The following is a 6,483-nucleotide window of genomic DNA, read 5'->3' as shown; positions in this document are numbered from 1 at the left end:
TTTCATATTTAGACCCGGAGTCTTTAAGTGTGTTCTGCTGCGGGTGCACCATGGCGATGCCTTCCCGGATGGGATACTCTTTCAGGCATTCCGGGCAGTTGAGGGTTCCTTCAAAAACATCGTCATTTTCCTGAGTGTCCGCCTTCAGCTGTAGGCCTTTTTCCAGGGGCAGGCAGGCCGGACAGACCAATATTGAAGTAAGCCAGGTTTTCATAACATCCCAAATGTTGAGTTATTAGCCGTGAAGTATGCTCGTGGCAGTGGTTGAGAAATAAACAGGTCGGAACAATTCAAAAACATGGATAACAGCCGCCCTGTACACTCTGGCTGATATCTGTCCACAGCCTGGTTCCAGTTAACACTGGGCCGATCATGTTTCAATGCATATAAGCAGTATTATAAAAAAAGTTAAAAAGCAACAAGAATCATACCTGTTGTGATCAACTGTCCTGTATACGGTATTCAGATCAGGTCTGGAATTGTCAGTGCCTTGCCCACCGGTGCAAGATAGACTGCGAATTCATCCTGTCCATCCAGGCCCACCAGTTCATCCATGGCTTCCTGGTCGTAGGCGGCCACGGCGCAGGTGGCCGCTCCTATCGCCTCGCATGCCAGGTACAGGTTCTGGCATACATGTCCGACATCCATGAGGATGACCCTGTAGGCGGTTGGTCCGTACCTCCACTCCATGCGGTAGGGTATGCACGACCATACAAAGGTTGCAGCCCCAAGGCCCACGAACTTCTGGCCGAAAGCAGCATGGGACAGCTCTGCCGTCATACCGGGGATGGTTTTCACAAGCACCAGTTCGTTTTCCAGGGGCAGGAACCGGTAAAGAGCCGGATCCAGTCCTTGAACATTGCGGGCGAAAAGATAGGTTTCAAAGCTGTGCCGGGCTCCGGCGGAGGGGACATGCCTCAGGGCTGAATAATCTCTGTTTTGTTTTCGAATGCCCTGAGTCGCCCACAACAGAAAAGAGAGTTCCTGGATCTGCAGCGGTTCGTCCGAGTACTTTCTCCTGCTTTTGCGGTTGGCTATTATCCTGTCCAGGCTTAACTCCTTTATGTAACTCTTCCACTCTTTTTCCATGCTCAAAGACAACCTGTAAAGAGAGGGGTCATAGGGCTTCTGAATGGGTGGAGCGGGCACGCCCCTGTTCTGATCAGTCTGTGAAAAATCTGTCTCTTTTCTCAGGGAATCCTTCAGGAATTCCCGTCGGGGTTTATTCTCGGACATAATTTTCTCCCGGGCCCGGGTCTGGAACACGGGCCATAATCGTTGTGGTTGAACTGCTGGAGAAGAGCATTAATGTGTTACCACCTGGTGTACATGCGGTAAATATGTAACTTCAGAAAAGCAGGAATATGTTGACAACCGCCCAGGAGCACTGCTGATAACTAAACTTAAATCATGCAGCACCTGATGACAAGGCAAAATAAACCGGGACTGATAACTGGACAGTCAAAAGTTTTTTTATAAGAATATGTTTTTATTGGCTTTTTTGGCAGATAAACATGTCTTTCGGGGAGACCAGGTATCTAGCCAAATTTAGTGACTTTATTTCTTTCAACCAGGAACGAAGAACCAGGAACTTTGAACTCTCAAGTTGATATATTAACATCTTGATATTGTTACCTTAAAAAAATAAAAAAATGCAAAAAAAAGCTTGCATATCCCGCGCGCTGAGACTATAAGGACAGTTGCGTTGATCATTGGTCTATGTTGTCAGGCTGAAAAGGTGCAGTCTGAGACTGATGATTATTTATTTTACTTTTTTTCAGGAGCTTTTTTTTATGACCAATCTGTACGTGGGCAATCTGCCCTGGAACACAACCGAGGCCCAACTCCGCGATTCCTTTGCCGAATTTGGAGAGGTAAGTTCTGCTAAAATCATCGAAGACCGTGAAACCGGCCGTTCCCGTGGTTTTGGTTTTGTGGAGATGGAAAACGGTGCCGACGAAGCCATTGAAGCACTCAACGGCAAAGATTACGGTGGACGCAACATCAAGGTCAACGTTGCCAAGCCTAAAAGAGAATCCCGCTTCTAAAAGGGGTTTTCCATAGTTTACAAAAACCATCCCGGGAGTCCCCTGGGATGGTTTTTTTTTAGCTGTTATCGAAGCTTATGCATGCCTGCCCATACAAAAATATGGGCAGACTTAAATCCGTTTCCTGATGAAAGGGTGACTATCCAGCAAACTTTGTCTTTGCTCTTACTCCGGTAATCGGTACCATGATGCATAGTTGCATGAAAATTGACTAACCTCAATCCGAGTGAGTTCCAGTGATGCTGGCGGAATCCATGATCTGGAGTCTTGGAGGGTGGGTTATCCGCCTGGGGATGATTCCGGTAATCGGAATGCGCCAGGAAAATCCCTCCACATGCCTGGCCTGGCTTGCAGTGATTTTTTTAATGCCCTGGCCGGGGCTTATCCTTTATCTACTCCTTGAAGAGCACGGTCTGAGCCGTCCAAGGCTGTCGCGCCGCATAAAAAGACACAAAAACTTTCACCTGACCAATTCCAGTTACCTGACCACGCCCAATTTTGAAGGGTGTCAGGTCAATCCTGATCACCAGACCCTGGTGCACCTGGCTGAAAAGCACGGGGGTCTGCCGCTTCTTGGAAGCAACCGCATGAAGCTCATCGCCGATACCCAGGAATTCATTGATTCCCTGACCGCGGATATACTGCGGTCCAGACACCATGTGCACCTGCTTTTCTATATATTCAGGGACGATTTTACAGGGCAAAGAGTCGCCCGGGCCCTGGCTGAGGCGGCCGGCAGAGGTGTTACCTGCAGGGTTCTGGCGGATGCCGTTGGATCAGCGGGCATGTTTTCCGGCCTGGGCAGATGGATGCAGGATCATGCGGTACAGGTACACAGTGCCCTTCCTGCCAATCCCCTAAGAATGCGGCTGGCCCGACTGGATATCCGCAATCACCGGAAGCTGGCGGTCATTGACGGTCAGGTGGGGTATACGGGCTCCCAGAATATTGTCGATCCCGAGTTCGGTCACAAAAAGGCCGGACAATGGCATGACGTCATGACCCGGGTGCAGGGCCCTACCGTCAGGCAACTGCAGTCGGTGTTTGTAGAAGACTGGTTTTACGAGACCCAGGAGATGCTGGAAGACCCGGATATTTATCCGCCTTCTATCAGCGAGGGCACGGCCGCGGTACAGGTGGTGCCCACGGGGCCGGACAGGCCCACCTACGGGTTCCAGGATCTGCTTATCCAGGCCATTAATTCTGCTCAGCGCAAGGTCTCGGTGGTTTCACCTTACTTCATTCCCAATGAAGGCCTGATTACGGCTTTGAGGCTGGCTTCGGCCCGGGGTGTTCAAGTGGATATAATTGTCCCCGACAGAAGCGATCATCTCCTTGTGGATCAGGCCAGCGCCTACTACTGCGGGGTTGTCCTGAATAACGGGGGCAATGTGCATCTTTTCCAGGATGGGATGCTGCATGCAAAAATCATCGCTATGGATCACTCCCTGGCCATCGTGGGCTCGGCCAATTTTGACATCCGCTCTTTCTATCTCAACATGGAACTGGTGAGCATAGTTTTTGACCAGCAGTTCAGCTACGAACTGAGTATGCTGGTAGAGGACTATAAAAAGAACTCATTTACAGCCGGTCTGGCCTGGTGGTCAAGACGGCCGGTATACAAAAGGATGACCGAGGGAGTGGTCAAAATCTTCAGCCCTTTGCTTTAGAGTCTATGACAGGGCTTTGCTGATCCTCTGCATGGCTTCCTGAACATTCTCCAGGCTGTTGAAGGCGCTTATCCGGATAAAGCCCTGTCCGCAGGGGCCAAAACCCGTCCCCGGTGTACACACCACGCCGGCCTTGTTTAAAAGTGAGTCGAAAAGGCTCCAGGAATCCGCGCCGCTCTGGATCCAGATATAAGGAGAGTTTTTACCTCCCGTGCATTTGTAGCCCAGATCCTGCATGGCCTTGAGGATAATTCCGGCGTTACTGAGGTAATAGTCGATATTGTTTTTTACCTGAACCTGCCCTTCCGGACTGTAGACCGCTTCTGCAGCGCGCTGAACAGGGTAGGCTACCCCGTTGAACTTGGTATTGTGCCTCCTGTTCCACAGGGGATGGACCATGGTCTTTCGGCCTTGGCTGTCATAGGCCCGGCAGTCTCTGGGAACAACAGTATATGCACACCTGGTTCCGGTGAAGCCGGCGGTCTTGGAAAAGCTCCTGAATTCGATGGCCAATTCTCTGGCCCCGGGGATTTCAAAAATACTGCGGGGCATGGCATCATCACGGATAAAGGCCTCGTAAGCTGCGTCAAAAAGGATCAGGGCCTTTTTGTCCCGGGCGTAGTCCACCCATTTCTGCAGCTCCTGCATTGAGATGCCTGCGCCGGTGGGATTGTTGGGGTAGCACAGGTATATCAGGTCCGCCTGTTCCCGGGGCAGATCAGGGATGAAGCCGTTTTCCGGGGTGCATTCCAGGTAGATGAGTCCCTCATAGCGGCCACCCTGCATTTCCCCGGTCCTGCCGGCCATAACGTTGGTGTCCACGTATACGGGGTAAACAGGGTCCGGCACTGCAACCCTGGTGTCTGTGCTGAAAATTTCCTGGATATTTCCTGTGTCGCACTTGGCCCCGTCGCTGATAAAAATCTCGTCAGGGGTGATCTTTGCCCCGCGTTCCTGGAAATCATGCCGGGCGATCTTTTCCCTCAGGAAATCGTAGCCCTGCTCCGGTCCGTAACCTCTGAATGACCCGGGGTCAGCCATCTCGTCCACGGCCCTGTGCATGGCCTGGACACAGGCTGCGGGAAGAGGCAGGGTGACATCTCCTATGCCCAGCTTTATTATTGATTTGTCCGGGTTTTCATCCTGGAATGTCTGTACGCGTTTTGCGATGTCGGCAAAAAGATAAGAAGCGGTCAATTTGTTGTAATGCTCGTTTATCAAAATCATAAAACTCTCCCATATTTTTTGCTTCCAGTAAAAAAATAACCTCCAGGTGTCAAATATTTCCAGATAGAGCATTTGTAACCATTCTGGGGGTGCCGGAAGAGCCAGTGCTCTTGAGGCACAAATAAGTGTCGTTGTAAGGATAATTACGAAAAAAAGTTTTTGACAACATACTGATATGATCTTATTTGTCTGCGTGGAAGGAAGCCATGAAGATGGTTGACTTCAAAAGTCAAAAAAACTATATTTCTCTTTTTTCAAAACAAGGAGGCATAGTATATTATGTTTGAGTTGAGCGACACTGCCAAGGTGCAATTGGACAGGTTTTTTGAGACCCAGGAAAAAGCCCCAATAAGGGTTTACCTGGCAGCAGGTTGAGGCGGCCCCAGACTGGCTCTTGCTCTGGATGAGCAAAAAGATAACGACAATATCTATGATTTGAAGGGCTTTCAATTTCTAGTGGACAGAAATCTCATGGAAACTGTAGCTCCAATTCAACTGGATATGACTGAAGGCGGTTTTATAATAAAATCGAGTCTGCAGGCAAATGCAGGAGGATGTTCTTCAACCTGCTCTTCCTGCTGATTATGTGAACAGCCTTTGTTTAATTCAATGGCCATGTCATGATGATGTGGCCATTTTTCTTATTATCTGGTATCTGCTTAGCGCTTTGCATGTGGCACGGGTCTTGCTCTCCCGGCATTTATGATGCACCTGCAAAAAGTCGAGAAATTGAATAATTCAGAAATCAACAATCTACATAACTCTTTGATTTTACTGACATCTGACGTCTGATCTCTGACGTATGTGACTGCAAAAGTGATTTTTTGCAGTCACATCATTTATTTTTCTAATCTGTTTCTTGTTCAATAAAAATAAGTGCCGGAAGAGCCAGTCCCCATGCCACATGCAAAGCGCTAAACAGATACCCATGCACGAAGAACCAGGAACCGATTTTAACGACCAACATGTTGGTTTGAAATGTTCACTAAGCCACTAAACAGATACATTAATAGCAAAATCCGCAGGATGCGGACATGGAGGTCTATATGAGCATGCAGTGCGATACCATAAAAAAAGGAGTGAACTGCACTTTCATGACTGTAAAAGGGTGCTCCTACAAACAGGGAGGCTGCCACCCGATAGTTGAAAAATGCAATGGGTGTGACCGGGTTCATGAATTCGGGGGGCAAACCTACTGCATAAGTTATCCTGAACCGACCATAAAATGGGAACATAATGTCTGCAATTTCGCCACGCACGTGCAGGCTACGTTTGATAAAAAAGGCGAGGTGAAAATCAACCCCATCAAGGCTTCCAAACGCGCAGCCAAGAAAAAGTAATTTGTATCAGTACAGCCCTGCGGGGGACTGTCCCCGGGCCTTTTACTTGGCACTGGGACTGTTTCATTTTTGGACACTAAGCTCAGGTGCTCTCCCCGCCGCGCAAGCGGCTGATGCCTTTTCCTTGCGGGTCCTGTCACGCCTGTGGCGTGATTGAATGCAGCGACAGCTGCCCTGAAAGGATTCAACCAGGGTCTT

At 49.3% G+C, this 6,483-nt stretch carries 7 protein-coding genes; 4 read left to right on the top strand and 3 right to left on the bottom strand.

Features of this window, described 5'->3' with window-relative positions:
• Both QZP87_RS08765 and QZP87_RS08760 read right to left on the bottom strand, forming a co-directional pair.
• A partial coding sequence (locus QZP87_RS08765) for a Trm112 family protein (RefSeq protein WP_291322540.1) occupies positions 1-214 on the bottom strand: 214 nt, incomplete at its 3' end.
• A 248-nt stretch (positions 215-462) separates the two neighbouring features.
• Entirely contained in the window at positions 463-1,236 is a 774-nt protein-coding gene (locus QZP87_RS08760; protein WP_291322539.1) for a SagB/ThcOx family dehydrogenase, read from the bottom strand.
• Positions 1,237-1,793: 557 nt separating this feature from the next.
• Between QZP87_RS08760 and QZP87_RS08755 the strand changes: the two genes are divergently transcribed.
• Both QZP87_RS08755 and cls read left to right on the top strand, forming a co-directional pair.
• Positions 1,794-2,048, top strand: a complete 255-nt coding sequence (locus QZP87_RS08755) for an RNA-binding protein (RefSeq protein ID WP_291322538.1) — start codon at positions 1,794-1,796, stop codon at positions 2,046-2,048.
• A gap of 254 nt (positions 2,049-2,302) precedes the next feature.
• On the top strand, positions 2,303-3,718 hold the full coding sequence (gene cls, locus QZP87_RS08750) for a cardiolipin synthase (protein ID WP_291322537.1): 1,416 nt from the start codon (positions 2,303-2,305) through the stop codon (positions 3,716-3,718).
• A gap of 3 nt (positions 3,719-3,721) precedes the next feature.
• Here the strand turns inward: cls and QZP87_RS08745 are convergent, their stop codons facing one another.
• The gene (locus QZP87_RS08745) at positions 3,722-4,945 is read right to left on the bottom strand and encodes an LL-diaminopimelate aminotransferase (protein ID WP_291322536.1); all 1,224 of its coding nucleotides are present in this window, start codon (positions 4,943-4,945) and stop codon (positions 3,722-3,724) included.
• A 279-nt stretch (positions 4,946-5,224) separates the two neighbouring features.
• Here QZP87_RS08745 and QZP87_RS08740 point away from each other — a divergent pair, with 279 nt between their 5' ends.
• Both QZP87_RS08740 and QZP87_RS08735 read left to right on the top strand, forming a co-directional pair.
• A complete protein-coding gene (locus tag QZP87_RS08740) occupies positions 5,225-5,527 on the top strand; it encodes an IscA/HesB family protein (protein WP_291322535.1) in 303 nt (100 codons plus the stop codon).
• Between the two features lie 452 nt (positions 5,528-5,979).
• Positions 5,980-6,285: a PxxKW family cysteine-rich protein gene (locus QZP87_RS08735; protein WP_363331005.1), complete on the top strand. Its 306-nt coding sequence runs from the start codon at positions 5,980-5,982 to the stop codon at positions 6,283-6,285.
• The last annotated feature ends 198 nt before the right edge of the window (positions 6,286-6,483 follow it).

Origin of the sequence: Desulfonatronospira sp. (genome assembly GCA_003563255.1) — a bacterium.
Lineage (GTDB): Bacteria > Desulfobacterota > Desulfovibrionia > Desulfovibrionales > Desulfonatronovibrionaceae > Desulfonatronospira.
Note: the sequence above shows the minus strand (reverse complement) of the source record. Positions and strands in the feature narration are given on the sequence as shown.

Bases quoted from the DNA above. Each gene is read 5' to 3' on its own strand.
- QZP87_RS08760 (WP_291322539.1), bottom strand. From the start codon at position 1,236: ATGTCCGAGAATAAACCCCGACGGGAATTCCTGAAGGATTCCCTGAGA.
- QZP87_RS08755 (WP_291322538.1), top strand. From the start codon at position 1,794: ATGACCAATCTGTACGTGGGCAATCTGCCCTGGAACACAACCGAGGCC.
- cls (WP_291322537.1), top strand. From the start codon at position 2,303: ATGATCTGGAGTCTTGGAGGGTGGGTTATCCGCCTGGGGATGATTCCG.
- QZP87_RS08745 (WP_291322536.1), bottom strand. From the start codon at position 4,945: ATGATTTTGATAAACGAGCATTACAACAAATTGACCGCTTCTTATCTT.
- QZP87_RS08735 (WP_363331005.1), top strand. From the start codon at position 5,980: ATGGAGGTCTATATGAGCATGCAGTGCGATACCATAAAAAAAGGAGTG.